The sequence below is a fragment of the Muribaculum sp. An289 genome, from assembly GCF_002159555.1.
GTDB lineage: Bacteria > Bacteroidota > Bacteroidia > Bacteroidales > UBA932 > Merdivivens > Merdivivens faecigallinarum.
On record NZ_NFIV01000014.1, the window covers coordinates 21,012 to 36,983 of the forward strand.

Below are 15,972 nucleotides of genomic sequence, written 5' to 3' on the forward strand. Positions count from 1 at the left end.
TTGCGCCCAAATTGCGTTTTTGCACCCCTGCGCTTTGAAAATTTTAATACACATATAATAATTAATGGTTACAAGTTTTTTAGATTTGGGTCTCTCCAACGAACTGCTCAATGCAGTGGCTGAATTGGGATTCGAGAAACCCACACCGGTACAGGCAAGAATAATACCTACACTTTTGGCTGAAAACAAGGACGTCGTATGCCTGGCACAGACAGGAACGGGGAAAACGGCGGCATTCGGCCTTCCTACGTTGGAATACCTCGACACGGAAAACAAGGATACACAGGTACTCGTACTTTCCCCGACAAGGGAACTTTGCAGGCAGATAACACAGGATCTCGAAAATTATTCCAAATATAAGAAAGGGGTAAGAATCGTATCGCTCTATGGAGGCGCGAACATCGTGGCCCAGATGCGTTCCCTCAAGGACGGCGCGAACATAATAGTCGCGACTCCGGGAAGGCTGCTCGACATATTGAAACGCGGCAAGGCCGACATTTCGCATATCAGCACCCTCATCCTTGACGAGGCCGACGAAATGCTCGACATGGGATTCAAGGACGACCTCGACGCCATACTCGAATCGGCTCCGAAAGAGAGGCGCACGCTGCTGTTTTCCGCAACCCTGCCGAAGGAAGTGGAAGCCATAGCACGCAATTACATGACCGAACCGGAAATCGTCACGGTCGGGACACGTAATGCCGGTGCCGAAAACGTGGAACATTTTTATTATATGATAAGGGAGGAAGACCGTTACGAAGCTCTGAAGCGCATAGCGGACTTCAATCCGGACATTTACGGAATCGTTTTCTGCAAAACGAGGGAGGAAACCCAGAAAATAGCCGATGCCCTGCAACGTGACGGATACGATGCAGATGCGCTGCACGGAGACCTGTCGCAGGCACAGAGGGACTATGTAATGGGCAAATTCAAACGCAAGGCCCTCCACCTCCTCGTAGCGACCGACGTGGCCGCAAGGGGAATCGACGTAAACGGACTTTCCCATGTCATCAATTACAATCTCCCTCAGGAAATAGAGCTTTACACACACCGTAGCGGCAGGACCGGACGTGCCGACCGCAAGGGTATTTCCATCGCCATCATAAACCAGAGGGAAAAAGGCAAGCTCCGCCGTATCGAGCAGGTAATCAAGAAAGAATTCACAAGACTCCCTATCCCGAGCGCAAGGGAAATCTGCGAAAAGCAGCTCCTCCACCTCATAAACGGAATCAATGCAGTGGAAGTGCGCAAGGACCTCTACAGTTTCCAGCAGCTCATCAACGAACAGTGGAGCGAGATTCCTAAGGAAGAACTGATTGAAAAAATGCTCTCATACGAATTCAACCGTTTCTTCGACTACTACCGCAAGGCCAAGGACATAAACATTACCGACAAGCCGGAAGGCAAAAAATCTTCGATAAGGAAAGACGAGGATACGGGCAAAGACCGCGGAAGGGGCAGAAGGGAATCGAGAAGGCAGAAAGAGAAGAACTTCGAGCTTGGAAAATGCGAGGACGGCTTCAGCTGGGTGCGTGTGAATCTCGGATACAAGCACAAGGTCACCCCGAGGCTAATAATCGACATCATGAAAGAATGCGGCGCCAACAAAAAGGACGTGGGGAGGATAGAAATAACCAACGAATGCCTCTTCGCCGCAGTCAAGAGCAACATCGCCGGCTACGTGGCTTCCGAAATCGACGGGGCTACATACCGCAGGCACAAACTCAGGGCAGACATCTGGAAATAAGGATGCCTGCCTGTTTTCACGACTTTCCGGGCGGTTTTAAAACCCCGGAAGCGACATGAAAAGCGGAGGGAGCAGGAGGAGGAAACCTATCGCAAGAAGCACGAGGATGAATTTCCACACCCATCTGAACCACTTGGCGTAAGGAATACGGGCAACGGAAAGGGCAGCAAGCAACACTCCGGAACAAGGCGTTATCATATTGGTAAAACCGTCTCCGAACTGGAATGCGAGCACCGTTGCCTGCCTTGACAGGCCTATGAGATCCGCGAACGGGGCCATTATCGGCATGGTAAGGGCCGCTTTAGCCGAAGCGGACGGAATCGCCAGATTGATAACGGCCTGTATGCCGTACATCGAAGCGAGGGCACCTGTCTTGCCCGAACCGTCAAGCCCTTCCTCAAGGGAATGCAGCACGGTATCGATTATGCGCCCGTCTTCCAATATCGCTATTATTCCTGCGGCAAGCCCGATGACAAGGGCCGCGGAAAAAATGTCTTTCGCTCCCGACATGAATTCCTTTACTATATTGTCCGGCGAATAGCCGGCCGAGAATCCCGATGCTATGGCCAAAGCCAGAAACAGGGCGGATATTTCTGTTATATACCAACCATAGCCCATCACTCCTATCACGAGAAACACGATTGTGAAACCGAGAATATTCAGTATGAATGCCCTGGAGGAGGCCCTCAAGGCAAATACCGAAGATATGGCGAACAGGCCGGCCGCAACCCACATCAGCCACGGGGCATGATATTCGGCTTCCCCGACGGTAATCGTACACGAATGCGCGTAAAAGGCAGAAAATAGCAGTACGGAAACCAGGATGACGGCGAACACCGCCCAGGCACGGAATCCGGCACGGCTTCCCCGGGCCTCACCTGCCCCGTCCGGAGCGGCATTTCCATTGCCCCTTTCCCTCCAGTAGCTGTCGGCCTCATACATTATCGAACGTGAAGGCTGTTTCTTCACACGGGCGGCATACCAAAGCACAAAAGCTATCGCAAAGACCATGAGTACGGCCCAGCAGAATGTCCTGTATTCTATTCCCGAAAACAGAGGCAGGCCTGCCATATCCTGCGCTATGCCTATTGTGAAAGGATTGAGCATCGCCCCGGCAAAACCGACATGGGCAGCGAGATATACCATGCAGACCCCTACTATCGAATCGTAACCGAGCGAAACCGCGAGAGGTACGACTATCACGACAAAGGCGATAGTCTCCTCGCTCATCCCGAATACGGCCCCGAATACGCCGAAGAGCAGCATAATCAGCACAATCACTATATTGCCCACACCTATTTTCCTGAAAAACGCATATTTTTCCAGTCCCCTGGCAAAACCGATGAACCCCATTATGCCTCCGTCCACGGCCTTGGTGCTGTTAACCACCCAGAAGGCTCCGCCTATGATAAGCACGAAAACTATTATTCCGGCCTGTCCCGTAAAACCGGTAAAGAGGGCCGAAAACACCTGCCAGGTCTGCGGAACGGACTGGATTTCACGGAACTCCAGCATCTCGCTACCGTCCGGGGCGACAGTTTCCACATATTCGCCTCCCGGCACGAACCACGTGGCGACGGCACAGAGGATAATGATGGAAAATATTATTACATACGTATTCGGAACTTTCAATTTTTTCAAAAAGCTGCCCATATTATATAAAGATGTCTTCTGGTCTTATATTTTCCCGTAAAGATATGGATAAAATCAGTCTCTTTGCTAACTTCGCGTAAAATTATTGGAGACAAAAAGATGAAAACGATTTACGGCGGACTTGAAAACGAATTTTCAGACTATTCCGGAGCGGCCATAGCCGTACTTCCGGTACCATACGACGGTACAAGCACATGGATTAAAGGAGCGGACAAAGGGCCGGAAGCCTTGCTCGAAGCCTCCGCCAACATGGAACTCTATGATATAGAAACGGATTCGGAGGTATACACCAAAGGCATAGCTACCGTTGAACCGGTAACCGAAGCCTCTTCGCCGGAAGCGATGTCGGCAGAGGTTGAAAAACGTGTCGGCAAACTCCTCGACGATGGAAAATTCCCCGTACTCATAGGCGGCGAGCATTCGGTGAGCATCGGAGCGTTCAGAGCCTTTGCAAAACGTTATGAGAAGTTTTCGGTGCTCCAGCTGGACGCGCACTCCGACATGCGCAGCGAATACGAGGGCTCGTCCCACAACCACGCATGCGTGATGGCAAGGGCGAAGGAATCGGCCACATCGATAGTGCAGGTAGGCATCCGCAGCTCCGCTTCCGAAGAGTACGACAACATAATACCGGAAAGGATTTTCCACGCCCACGAACTCCGTTATGACGACGAATGGCCCGACCGGGTATCGTCCCTGCTCGAAAACGACGTATACATAACCATCGACCTGGACGTATTCGACCCTTCGATAATGCCTTCCACCGGGACTCCCGAGCCTGACGGCCTGTATTACAGGGAAGTCCTCGACCTGCTCACCCTCATCAACGAGAACCACAACATAATAGGCCTGGACGTAGTCGAGCTCTGTCCAAACAGCATCAACAAAGCCCCGGATTTCCTTGCGGCCAAACTGATTTACCAGTTCCTGAGCCTCAGGTTCCGATGAAAGCCTTGTATGCCATAATATTTTTCCTGCTCATGCAGCCGGCGGCCATCCTGCACTGCCGGCAAGCAGATTCGACGGCTGTCATGTCCGGGATTCAAGGAGCAGACATGACATTGTACGCAATCTGGACAAAGAACAAGGACTCCGAAAAAGAAAAAGCCATCGACTGTGCGGAACTGTTCCTGTCGAGAATAGACACCTCGGCACACAATATCTATCTCGCACACATGTATGACTACGTTTCGCAATGGTATGAGTTTGAAAAATGCCTGTTCGGCAAGGCCATATCCTACAGGGAAGGCTCGCTGCGCCAATATACGGCCCTCGGCGACACGCACTCACAGGCAATGTGCGAAAACATACTCGGAAGGCTCTATTACAAAAAAGGGCTGTACCACAAAGCCCTCGAATACACCGACAGCGCCATGGAGCTGTTTACAAAGACAGGCTCCCAAAAAGACATAATGGACTGCAACCTGATGCTCGGCGCCATTTACAAGATATGCAACGATATGGAAAAATCGGACAGATGCTATCAAGAATACGCACGGCTGGCCGAAAAACTCAACGACAGCCTCGGAATGGCGAAAAGCATCAACAACATGGCGGCCCTGTCTTTCAACACCGGCGATACGGCAAGGGCGATAAGGCTGCTGCTCCAGGCCATCGACTATTCTGAAAACGTCACCGACACCAACGAACTCTGCTCGATATATCTGAATACGGCCCTCACTTACATACACATGGGGCTTTACGAAAAGGCCGAATCCTGCCTCGAACGCGCCCGTCCCCTTTCCGACGGCATATATGAAAAAGGGTACTGGTACGCCGTATACGGGCAGTTATACTATAACAAGGACGAAAAAGCCAAAGCCATCTCCTACTTCAAGAAGGCGATAGAAGAGTACGGCAAAGGCGAATTCGACCGGATGATTTCCCAACTTTATGAAATACTCAACTACCTTTACCAGTCTTCCGGAGATACGATAAACGCCTACGCATGCCTGCAAAAGATGTACGACTACTGGACACCCGAATCCAACAATGAAATCATGCTCGAACTTTTCCGCGCCCGCGAAGAGATTGCCATGAATTCAAAAGACATGCTTCTGAAAAAGGAAAAGGACAGAAGGAAAACCACAATCCTGGCATCCGTTTCGTGTACAATCATCCTCATACTTTCCATCGTACTGATAATGAAGAAGAAAACATACGAAATCAAGAACAGGGAAGTTGCCGTCAAAAGCCAACAGAGGCTTACGGAGGAAAGGAAAATGTACTATCTGAGGATGGACAACATCATAAACAAAGCAACACACGACCTCCTGAAAATATGCCAAGGTATTAAGAACGGGAAAACACGCGAAGAGATAATGGGGGTCTGTACGGAACTGTCCGAATCCAACAACAAGGACAACATGGAGGATATGGGCAACTTTATGTACGAATTCGACAATGATTTTTACAGGAAACTGAAAAAACAATATCCTTCGCTGACGGTCAACGAAAGCAGAATCTGCGTACTCCTCAACAAGAACCTTTCTACTAAGGAAATCTCGGAAATAACCCGCCAGTCTCCCGAAAGCATCAATCTCGCCCGCTACAGGCTCAGGAAAAAGCTCGGATTGACAGGAAAGGGCACGACTCTCCAGGATTTTCTGAATAATTTTAATTAACCGCTTAAAAATTAATATTTTACATATTATTGACCGATAAATGATAATATGATTTCTGATATAATGATGATAAGAAAATAATACAGACAATTTGAAAAAAAGACACAGACCCGATTTATTTGTAAAAACTTTTTTTCATTTACTCACAAATAAATCACAAGTGTCATGAAAAACTATTTTATCTTTCATCTGTTGCTCTGCACAGCCGCGGCAATATTGTCGTTGGCAGGATGTAAACCGGACGAACCTGTACTGGTTCCGGAACTGGAAATCACGAATGACGGCGATATCGGCATCGCAGCCGAAGGAGGTACGGCACTGCTCACCTATAAGATTACCAATCCGGCAGAAAACGGTATAATCACATCAGCCCCGGAAGAAGAGTGCGACTGGATTTCTTCCATGGATTACGAAAGCACTCCGGGCGTAGTCAAGATTGAAGTCGCTCCGAATACGGACAACGAGCCACGCTCCGTGAAAATAATCCTCACATATACATACACGGACAAAACGATTGAAGACGCAATCACCCTCGTGCAAAAAGGTGCCGAAAAGGACGAACCGGGCCCGGAAGAACCTGATTATGAATTCGAAGCATTCGTATTCATCGGGGATTATTACGGGACAAGAAGAAGCAACAACGAACTTCACACCTACACCAATATCCTGTCATCGGCCGAAGACATAACGGCTCCGGGAGCGACTTCGTACCAATTCGAACTGTATTGCGAAGCACCGGCGGACGGAAGGAATCCCCTGCCTGATCTGGGGACATATACATGCGGCAACGGTAGTGAAGCCATGACCTTCGTTTCGGCAAAATATACTTACATCAATGGAAACGGAGCCGTAGAACGCGATTTGACAATCAACGACGGAACCATTGAATTCGGACAGGACGGCAAAGAATATTTCTTCGACGCCACACTGACAGACAGCGAGGGCAAAGTCCACCACATCACATATTCTTCATCGGTAAGCATCATTTATGGAGAATACTCCCAGGACCCGCATTCAGTCATCCTTACAAAAGACGTGGACTTCATGGCGAAATCGGTAGAGGCCACATACAAAGGCACTGAAAACAATGTCATGCACGTATCATTGCTTTTCGACGACCATGGGGAAACGAGGTATCAGAATATCATGCATGTCGAAGCCTATATTCCTTATAATGAGGAAGGGAAAATACTTCCGGGTACATACAATATATCCTCCGACCATTCCGAATACACGATAGAGACCGGTGAAATCGCTATCGTATATGGGATAGAAATGCCATACGGGACATATCTCGAATACATTTACTACGACATGGAAGGCTCGGGCCTCAACAGAATCGCATGGGGAGCCATAACAAAGGGCACGATGAACGTTGCAGGCGGCGACAATGGCACTTATGACATCACGATGGACTTTACTACTGCGGAAGGACATTCCATTACCGGAACTTATGAAGGGGAGATAAACCTCGAAGGCTTTGCCTTTACCACGCTTACCGGCGACCGTGAAGTAATACTCGACGGGGCAATTGCAAAAGCCGAATGCATGAAAGAAGGCAATTACGAATCAATCTGGGAACTTCTGATAGCATCCCCTGACGGAGGCGACTGCATAAGATTCGAACTCGCCACCGCGACAGGAGCCCTTCCTGACGGAATTCCTTCAGGGACTTACTATGCGGCAACAGACATAGACGACCCATGGGAAGGCGAATACATCCCGGGCTATCTCACTGAAGACGGGAAACTTGGAGGTTCATTGTTCTATTCTGATTTGGATGCCGATGGCAGACCTCGCGAATATGCCCCGGCCATAGACGGTGATTTCATTGTAGAAAACCACGGAGACGGCACATACGACATCTCTTTTGAGATGGAAGACGATATGGGAAATATATGGAGCGGACAATGGAGCGGAGAAGTCGAAGTTGTACTGGATGGCCTTAGCACCCTGACGGAAGACCGCAACGTAGTTTTCGACAATGCAACCGCTACCGCTACACGCTATGGCGAGACTTGGGGAGGCTACCTGTGGGAAATCGAAATCAAGTCCCAGAACGGCGGTGATGCAGTAAGATTCAACGTTGCCAGCGCAGGAGGCGATTTTTCCGAAGGAGTCCCTACGTATGAATACTACGCAACTGTCGACAATGACGACCCATGGGAAGGGGAATATATAACAGGCTACCGGAACGAAAACGGGGAACTTTCAGGTTCATTCTTCTTCTCTGATTTCGATTCCGACGGCAATCCTCAGGAATACGCCCCTGCGATTGAAGGAGATTTCATATTGGACAACAACGGTGACGGGACTTATTCAATATCATTCGCCATTGAAGACGATTTGGGATATGTCTGGAGCGGGCAGTGGAATGGCGCCTTCGAGCTTATCGACAATTTGTAAAAATTGTCTTGCAGAGCCGGGGACGAGGGCATTCGGCCAACACCCTTGCAATCACCTACCAATCAAAAGGTTATAAAAATTAAGTGTAGTTTAACTGTTCCGAGCGAAGTCCACGTGGATGTCGCTCGGAACAATAATTTTCAGTTATATCTCAACAATACGCTGATATACAGTCATTTACAAAGAAGCCGTTAATAAAGGCAAGGGTCAAGTCGGGGCGTTCCCTGTTTTACAAACTCTACTCCAGATAAGTGTAGCCGTAAAGTCCGGAGCGGTAGTTGGAAAGGAACTCGCGGCCTTCTTCCGGCGAGATGATGCCTTTCTTCACGGAGCTCATGACCCAGACTTCCACCGAGCGGGCCATCCGCTTAGGGTTGAACTGAACATATTCGAGCACATCGGCAACGGTCTCGCCTTCGATGATTTTGTCTATTACATATTCGTCCCCCTTGACCTTGACATGCACGGCATTAGTATCCCCGAACAGGTTGTGGAGGTCGCCAAGTATCTCCTGGTATGCACCGACGATGAACACTCCGAAATAATAAGGTTCCTTGCCGCTGAGTTCATGTACCGGAAGGTGGTATGAAAAGTTCCTCGTAGATATGAAGTTGTCTACCTTGCCGTCCGAATCGCAGGTTATGTCCTGTATGGTTGCCGATTTTGTAGGCTGCTCGTCAAGACGTGAAATCGGTACAATCGGGAATATCTGGTCTATCGCCCATGAATCAGGCAGCGACTGGAACAGCGAAAAGTTGCAGAAATATTTGTCTGGAAGCAGTTTTGAAATCTTCTTCAGCTCGTCCGGAGCGTGTTTCATGCTTACGGCCATTTCATAAACGTCACGGGCTATCGACCAGTAAAGCCTTTCTATCTGGGCCCGGGTATTGAGGTCTATCAGGCCGAGATTGAACAGGCCGAGCGCATCCTCCCTTATCTGCAAGGCATCGTGCCAGGTTTCAATCAGCCGCGGCTGGTTAAGGTTCTCCCACAACTCGTAGAGCTCTTTCACCAGCTCGTGCGAATCCTCCTCGATTGTCTCGTTTTCATCGAATGACGGCAGGCTTACGCTTGCAAGCGCTTCGAAAATCAACACGGAATGATGGGCGGTGAGAGCACGTCCGGATTCGGTAATGATATTCGGCTGCGGAAGCCCGGTCTTCTCGCACACGTCCACTATGGACGATACCGCATCGTTCACATATTCCTGAATCGAATAGTTCATGCTGTTGCCTGACGTGGCAGAACGGGAACCGTCATAATCCACGCCGAGGCCGCCGCCGATATCGACGAAGTCTATTTCGTAACCCAGTTTCCTCAGCTGGACATAGAACTGGGAAGCCTCCTTCAATGCAGTCTTGATTTTCCGTATGTTGGTCACCTGGCTCCCTATATGGAAGTGTATGAATTTCAGACAGTCGGACAATTTGTTCTTATCGAGTATGTCCAAAGCCTCAAGCAATTCGCTGGAATTTACCCCGAACTTGCTGACATCACCTCCGGACTCCTCCCATTTTCCGCTGCCGGAGCTTGCGAGTTTGATACGTATTCCTATGTTAGGACGGATTTTCAATTTTTTCGATATGGAAGCCACAGTCCTCAGCTCGTTCAGTTTTTCGATGACGATGAATATGTTACGTCCCATTTTCTGCGCCAGCAGGGCAAGCTCGATATAGCTTTCGTCCTTGTACCCGTTGCAGATAATCATGGCATCATTGTCGATATCTATCGACAGGACAGCGTGCAATTCCGGCTTGGAACCGGCTTCGAGCCCTATATTGTATTTGGCCCCATGCCCGACTATTTCCTCGACTACGGGGCGCATCTGGTTTACTTTGATAGGATATATTATGAAGTTCTTCGCGGTATAGCCGTACTCGTCGGCAGCAGCCCTGAAACAGTTGGAAATCTTTTCTATCCTGTTGTCGAGTATGTCAGGGAAACGGAGCAGCACAGGGGCCGAGACATCCCGCACCTGGAGTTCCTCCATCAGCTCCTTCAAATCGATGGAAGGCCCGTCTTCCTTGGGAGTCACGGTCATGTGACCTTTCTCATTAATAGAAAAATAATTCAGGCCCCAGCCTTTAACGTTGTAAAGTTCCGCCGAATCTTCAATAGTCCATTTTCTCATCTCAAAACCGAATGATTATAAAAAAATCAAAATTATAAAAATTAAAATTTTAACGTCCTATACAATAATATTTTATTCCTGCCGACCCGAGTTCATCCGGATCGTATATGTTCCGTCCGTCTATGACCAACGGCACGCGCATGGCATTGTAAACCAGTTTCCAGTTAGGGAGCCTGAACTGCCTCCACTCGGTAATGACAAGCAGGGCGTCTGCATCGGTCACGGCCTCGTACTTGTCGTTGCTGTATTCGACCGAATCTCCTATCCTCCTGCGGCATTCGTCCATCGCCACCGGGTCATACACAACCACATCGCAGCCCGCTTCCAGCAGCAGGTTTATGGTAACCAGCGAAGTGGCTTCCCTCATATCATCGGTTTCGGGCTTGAACGAAAGGCCCCAGATAGCCACCCTCTTACCGGAAAGATCCGTTCCGTAATAACGCACCAGTTTTCTGAACAGGACCTCCTTCTGCCTGTCATTGACATAATCCACGGCTTTCAGCACGGACATTTCGTATCCTTTCTGTTCAGCAGTATGTATCAGAGCCTTTATGTCTTTCGGGAAACACGAACCTCCGTAGCCGCAACCGGGATAGAGGAATTTGCTTCCAATCCTCGTATCCGCACCTATTCCCTTGCGCACCATATTCACATCTGCACCGACAAGCTCGCAAAGATTGGCTATGTCGTTCATGAAACTGATGCGGGTGGCCAGCATCGAATTGGCCGCATACTTTATCATCTCGGCCGAAGGTATGTCGGTAAAAATAACTCTGAAATTGTTGAGCAGGAAAGGCCTGTAAAGAGTGGTCATCAATTGTCTGGCCCTTTCCGAATCCACGCCTACGACAACCCTGTCAGGACTCATGAAATCCTTTACCGCGCTTCCTTCCTTCAGGAATTCGGGGTTGGAAGCGACATCGAAACAGACATCCGCCCCCCTTTCGGCAAGGGCTTCCTCAATCTGCGCCCTCACTTTTTCCGAAGACCCTACGGGAACCGTGCTCTTCGTCACGACAAGCACGTAATGGTCCAAATATCCGCCTATTTCACGGGCCACCTGCATAACATATTTCATATCGGCCGACCCGTCTTCGTCCTGAGGTGTGCCTACGGCGATGAAAATGATTTCCGCATCCTTCATCGCTGCCTGCAAATCGGTACTGAAAAACAGACGGCCGTCCCTGACATTGCGCTCCACAAGCTCATCGAGGCCGGGCTCGTAGATAGGAATGTTCCCTGACTCTATTCGAGAAATCTTATCCCTGTCCACATCCACACATGTGACAGTCACGCCCATCTCGGCGAAACAGCTGCCGGACACAAGCCCGACATATCCCGTACCCACCACGACTATTTTCATAACGCCTGTCTTTAAGTTATATTACAAACTGCAAAAATAAGAAGTAGTTTTGATTTTTCACACATATATCCGTCACAACATCTCGTCCAGGACCATCATTTCAAGAGAATCCCTCCAGTTGGGAATGTCTGTCGAAAAATCCCTCCTCACAGCCGTTTTGTCGAGAGCCGAACAGGCCGGCCTCGATGCCTTCGTAGGGAATTCCCGGCTTCTGCACGGCTCAATCCTGCAATCCAGCCCGTACAAATCCCGGACAGCGCAGGCAAGGTCGTAACGCGAGCACACCCCTTCCCCGGAATAATTGTAAAGCCCGCGCCGCTCCCTGAAACTCCCGTCTTCTATTATGTCGAAGATGAAACCTGCAAGGTCGGCGGCATTCGTCGGATTGCCCACCTCGTCGACAACCACCTTTATGGCATCGCACTCAGTACAGAGTTTGCGTATCTTCCTGATAAAATTGTTCCCGAAACGGCTGTACAGCCACGAAGTCCTGAAAATAAGGCAGTCGCAGCCGCTTGCAAGGATGCGCCGGTCCCCTTCGAGCTTGGTTTTTCCGTACACCGACAGAGGGTTGGGGACATCTTCCTCGGTATAAGGAAGGCTGCTCCGTCCGTCAAAAACGAAATCGGTAGAAACATGTATCAGGAAAACCGACCGTTCCCGGCAGATTTCCGCCAATATTCCGGGAGCCTCGGCATTTACCTTGAATGCAGCCTCCTCGTCCGACTCCGCTTTCTCCACATCTGTATAGGCCACACAGTTCAGAAGTACGCCGATACCGTGTCTTTCAATCATGGCCTGTACCGCAACGGCATCGCAGATATCGAGCCGTTCCGTCCCCTGTTCTTCCTTCAGGTCGGTGAAAAAATAATTGTTTTCCGACAAAGGGACTATCTCCCTCAATTCACGGCCCAACTGCCCGCAGGCCCCGGTAACGAGAATGTTCATGATTCGTTGATTATGGATTCGTCAAATCCCGGATGCATCAGATCCTTTTCCGAAAACACCATGTCCTTTTCAGGGAGCGGCCACTCTATGCCTATCGCAGGGTCGTTCCAGATGATGCCGCCTTCCGAATACGGACAGTAATAGTTATCGCATTTGTACTGGAAAACAGCCGTTTCCGACAGCACGGCGAAACCGTGGGCAAACCCCCGCGGAATGAAGAACTGCCGTTTGTCCACGTCCGAAAGCACCACCGACACGTATTTTCCGAAAGTCTCCGAGTCCGGACGGATATCTACGGCGACATCGAAAACCTCGCCGCTCACCACGCGCACGAGTTTGGCCTGTGCGTGCTCCCCTTTCTGGAAATGCAGGCCGCGCACTACGCCGTAACGGGAAAACGATTCGTTGTCCTGTACGAAATCGACTCCGAAATCCCGCCCGAAAGCCTCCTTATACGCGGCTCCCAGCGCACGCCGGGAATAACTTTCAAAAAAATATCCCCTTTTGTCACCGAAAACCTCTGGTTCGATGACGAAAGGTCCGTCTATATCGAATTTAAGTATCTTCATCTCAATCAATAAACGTCAATCGCCCGTTCACCGTCCGGTACGCGGGTCCTTACCTCGTTCTACCAATTCGAGGAGATATTTTCCATACTGGTTCCTGGCCATAGGCTGCGCTGTCTTGCGGAGATGCTCTTCGGAAATCCAGCCGTTCATATAGGCTATTTCTTCAAGGCAGGCGATTTTCACCCCCTGGCGTTTTTCAATGACTTCCACGAAAATGGAAGCCTCCGCAAGCGAATCGTGCGTTCCGGTATCCAGCCATGCGAATCCGCGGTCGAGAATCTGCATCTTCAGCTCCTTGTCTTCGAGGAATTTCTGATTGACTGTCGTTATTTCAAGTTCTCCGCGGGCGGACGGTCTGACATGCTTGGCAACATCCACCACCTTGTTTGGATAAAAATAAAGCCCCACGACGGCATAATCGGACTTGGGCTCGGCGGGTTTTTCCTCTATCGACAGCACGTTCCAGTCCTTGTCGAACTCCGCCACGCCGTATCTTTGGGGATCGCTCACCCTGTAACCGAAGATTGTAGCCTTGCTTTCCCGTTCTGCTGTCCTTACGGCCTCTTTGAGCATTGCGGGAAAACCCGAACCGTAAAATATATTGTCCCCGAGCACAAGGCAGGCGGAATCGTCCCCGATGAACTCCTCCCCTATGATGAAAGCCTGCGCGAGCCCGTCGGGAGAAGGCTGCTCGGCATACGAGAACCGCACACCGAAATCGCTTCCGTCACCGAGAAGGCGGCGGAAAGCCGGCAAGTCCTCCGGAGTGGAAATCACGAGTATGTCCCTTATCCCGGCCTGCATCAGGGTGGATACTGGATAATACACCATCGGCTTGTCGTAAATCGGCAGCAACTGTTTGCTGACACCCTTGGTTATCGGGTAAAGCCTCGTCCCCGACCCTCCGGCCAAAACTATTCCTTTCATAGTGCAAATCGCCTGTTTTCAATAAAACATTGCAAGATAATGAAAATATGGCGAATCACACAATTGCAACCGGGTTTTCTGAATTTTATCAAAGTTTTTCAGAGAATTTCATCAAAAATTTTCAGAGGTTTTCCTTCAGATATTCTTCAACCTCACTTATTTCCCGGACATGCCTGACTATCTTTCCGTCCCTGTCTATCAGGAAAATCCCTCCGCCGGCATCAGACAGGCCGTAAAGGGGCCATACGCCCTCGGCGCCGTCAAGGTCATAGAGCTGAATCCACGGATAGCCGTCGCTTTCAATCGCGGCCTTCATGTCATCCAGAGTTTCATATTCACGGGCAACGCCGACCACCGTAAAGCCCTTGTCCTTGTATTTTTCATAGAGAGGTATCAGTTCTATCGAATGCCTGCGGCACGGAGCGCACCATGAAGCCCAGCAGTCGAGTACTGCGACCTTGCCTTTTATCAGCTCCGAAAGAGAATGGCGGCTACCGTCAAGAGAAGGGGCGGAAAAATCCGGAGCGGGTTTGCCTGGCCGCAAAGAAGCCATCACTGCCAGTTTTTCCTCCACCGACCTGACCATCGGATTGTCCGGATAGATTTCCTTATACTCGTTGAAAAGTTCAAGGTATACAGGGCTCAGGCTGTCATCGGCAGCAGATATGGTAATTTCTCCGATTTCCGATTCAAGTGTTACCGTTATCTTTTCCAAAGCCGCCAATGATTTGTGAGTCCTCATCCTGTCCTGTTCCCATTCCCGGTACGACGGGGATATCACGTCTTCCATTTCCCAGATTGAATCCGTCCAAGCCTTCAACCTGTTGTACTCATCGGTACCTTCCTCGGGAAAATCCGCTTCCGGCTCGATGTATTTTTCATTTATATATTCAAAATATTCATTGTACAGGCTGTCCGTAACCCTGAACATTTCATCCCGTTTGTTTCGGTAAACATATATCTCCTCATTTTCCTTGCTCGCATCGACATCAGCATGGATGCTCCCGTACTCATTGCTGAAAGTGAACTTCACCGGCACCTTGTCCGAGAAAAACTGGAAAAACTGCAACTGGCTCGGCAAGGACAAATCTTCAAGCAAATACAGTTCATAAGTACGTACGAGCGAATCCGTAAAGGAAAGCTCGAATTTTCCGCCGGTTATGAACGAATACGCAACGACCGGGTCGAATCTTATATCATCTCCCCGCTTCCACACAAGCGCGTACGAACTGTCCGGCAGAAAATCTATGCCCTGGCCCGAAACTTTCACTTCGTAAGGCTTCCCGGTAAAGCTTCCGGAATTGCAGGATACGGCAAGAGAAGCAGCTGAAACGACAAGGGATAGGATACGGATAGTTTTTGTCATAAGAATCTGTTTAAATTTATTTATAATTAATTGTAAATCAGTAGGTTAATTGGAATGTTTTCGTAACTTTATGATTATCAAGACATTAAAGTTATGCATAAGTACCCAACCAACCTGACTGATAAACAGTGGCAAGTTATAAAAAATATGTTAGACCCCAAAGAAAGATTCAGAAAATATTCACTGCGCTCTGTTTTTGACGGCATCCTGTACATCGTGAAGACCGGCGTGCAGTGGA

The 15,972-nt window shown here is 49.5% G+C and carries 12 protein-coding genes; 5 read left to right on the forward strand and 7 right to left on the reverse strand.

From position 1 onward, the window contains the following. Positions 1–64 precede the first annotated feature (64 nt). Positions 65–1,747: a DEAD/DEAH box helicase gene (locus B5F83_RS09540; RefSeq protein WP_087280229.1), complete on the forward strand. Its 1,683-nt coding sequence runs from the start codon at positions 65–67 to the stop codon at positions 1,745–1,747. Between the two features lie 36 nt (positions 1,748–1,783). Here the strand turns inward: B5F83_RS09540 and B5F83_RS09545 are convergent, their stop codons facing one another. Then, positions 1,784–3,400 (reverse strand): AbgT family transporter, encoded by a 1,617-nt coding sequence (locus B5F83_RS09545; RefSeq protein WP_087280226.1) that lies wholly within the window; start codon positions 3,398–3,400, stop codon positions 1,784–1,786. Between the two features lie 99 nt (positions 3,401–3,499). On the opposite strand from B5F83_RS09545, the gene speB reads away from it, so the two are divergent. From speB to B5F83_RS09560, 3 genes are all read left to right on the forward strand, one after another. Then, positions 3,500–4,348 (forward strand): agmatinase, encoded by an 849-nt coding sequence (gene speB, locus B5F83_RS09550; protein ID WP_087280223.1) that lies wholly within the window; start codon positions 3,500–3,502, stop codon positions 4,346–4,348. Further along, a complete protein-coding gene (locus B5F83_RS09555) occupies positions 4,345–6,024 on the forward strand; it encodes a tetratricopeptide repeat protein (RefSeq protein WP_087280220.1) in 1,680 nt (559 codons plus the stop codon). Before speB ends, B5F83_RS09555 begins: the two co-directional genes overlap by 4 nt. Before the next feature lie 165 nt (positions 6,025–6,189). Continuing rightward, the gene (locus B5F83_RS09560) at positions 6,190–8,430 is read left to right on the forward strand and encodes a BACON domain-containing carbohydrate-binding protein (RefSeq protein WP_087280217.1); all 2,241 of its coding nucleotides are present in this window, start codon (positions 6,190–6,192) and stop codon (positions 8,428–8,430) included. 238 nt (positions 8,431–8,668) lie between these two features. Here B5F83_RS09560 and speA read toward each other — a convergent pair whose 3' ends face one another. The 6 genes from speA to B5F83_RS09590 form a co-directional block, all read right to left on the reverse strand. Beyond that, a complete protein-coding gene (speA, locus tag B5F83_RS09565; protein WP_087280214.1) occupies positions 8,669–10,561 on the reverse strand; it encodes a biosynthetic arginine decarboxylase in 1,893 nt (630 codons plus the stop codon). Between the two features lie 49 nt (positions 10,562–10,610). Beyond that, on the reverse strand, positions 10,611–11,924 hold the full coding sequence (locus tag B5F83_RS09570) for a UDP-glucose/GDP-mannose dehydrogenase family protein (protein WP_087280211.1): 1,314 nt from the start codon (positions 11,922–11,924) through the stop codon (positions 10,611–10,613). A 72-nt stretch (positions 11,925–11,996) separates the two neighbouring features. Continuing rightward, positions 11,997–12,872 (reverse strand): dTDP-4-dehydrorhamnose reductase, encoded by an 876-nt coding sequence (rfbD, locus tag B5F83_RS09575; RefSeq protein WP_087280208.1) that lies wholly within the window; start codon positions 12,870–12,872, stop codon positions 11,997–11,999. Then, entirely contained in the window at positions 12,869–13,441 is a 573-nt protein-coding gene (gene rfbC, locus B5F83_RS09580) for a dTDP-4-dehydrorhamnose 3,5-epimerase (RefSeq protein ID WP_087280205.1), read from the reverse strand. Before rfbC ends, rfbD begins: the two co-directional genes overlap by 4 nt. Before the next feature lie 27 nt (positions 13,442–13,468). Further along, on the reverse strand, positions 13,469–14,368 hold the full coding sequence (gene rfbA, locus B5F83_RS09585) for a glucose-1-phosphate thymidylyltransferase RfbA (protein WP_087280202.1): 900 nt from the start codon (positions 14,366–14,368) through the stop codon (positions 13,469–13,471). 121 nt (positions 14,369–14,489) lie between these two features. Beyond that, positions 14,490–15,734 (reverse strand): TlpA disulfide reductase family protein, encoded by a 1,245-nt coding sequence (locus tag B5F83_RS09590; protein WP_087280199.1) that lies wholly within the window; start codon positions 15,732–15,734, stop codon positions 14,490–14,492. Between the two features lie 93 nt (positions 15,735–15,827). Between B5F83_RS09590 and B5F83_RS10860 the strand changes: the two genes are divergently transcribed. Continuing rightward, the coding region (locus B5F83_RS10860) for a transposase (protein WP_143822531.1) at positions 15,828–15,972 on the forward strand (145 nt) is incomplete at its 3' end.